Source organism: Rhizobium aouanii (genome assembly GCF_037002925.1).
GTDB classification, from domain to species: Bacteria; Pseudomonadota; Alphaproteobacteria; order Rhizobiales; family Rhizobiaceae; genus Rhizobium; species Rhizobium aouanii.
This window is the reverse complement of the sequence record NZ_JBAMYD010000064.1, coordinates 1-704: the sequence shown is the minus strand read 5'-3', so window position 1 is coordinate 704 and position 704 is coordinate 1. Positions and strand designations below refer to the sequence as shown.

General features: G+C 58.4%; 1 protein-coding gene. It reads right to left on the bottom strand.

Annotation, left to right across the window (positions count from 1 at the left end):
- Positions 1-671: AMP-binding protein (locus tag V8P77_RS34735; protein ID WP_335916768.1), on the bottom strand; the 671-nt coding region annotated here is incomplete at its 3' end.
- Between the last annotated feature and the right edge of the window lie 33 nt (positions 672-704).

Sequence of the window (704 nt, the reverse complement as noted above, 5' to 3'; positions counted from 1 at the left end):
TAGCAGGCCAGATCGCCGGTCTTGTACATCCGGGCGCCCGGCTCGCCGCTGAACGGATCGGCCAGAAACCGCTCCGCCGTCAGCTCCGGACGGTTGAGGTAGCCGCGCGCCACCCCTGCCCCGCCGATATAGAGCTCACCCACCGCCCCGAACGGAACCGGCTGGCCATGAGCGTCCAGCAGATAGATCCGCGTGTTCGCGATCGGACGGCCGATCGGCACGTTTTGATGGGATACACCGGGCCTAGCGTCAACAAAAAAACTGGACGACCAGATCGTTGTTTCGGTCGGACCGTAGAGATTCCTTAGAGACCCCACCCCTCTACTAAGCCGCGACGCCTGATTTGCAGGTAACGCTTCACCTCCACACAGCACACTTAAGCCCGGCGTTCCTTGCCAGCCGGCATCCATCAGCAGGCGCCACGTTGCTGGAGTGGCCTGCATCATAGAGATCTTGTGATGGTCTAGAAGATGATGCAACGTCGTAGCAGCCGTAGCATCCTTTCGGCTGGCTAGGACGACTGTGGCGCCCGTGCACGTGGGAAGATAGAGCTCCAGCCCCGCGATATCAAATGAGATGGATGTGATAGCTAGGAATACATCCTGCTCAGTGAGCCTCAATATATCCGAAAAAGCATATAGGAAATTCAACAGGCTTTGATGCTCGACCATGACGCCCTTTGGGGTTCCGGTTGAGCCTGAGGT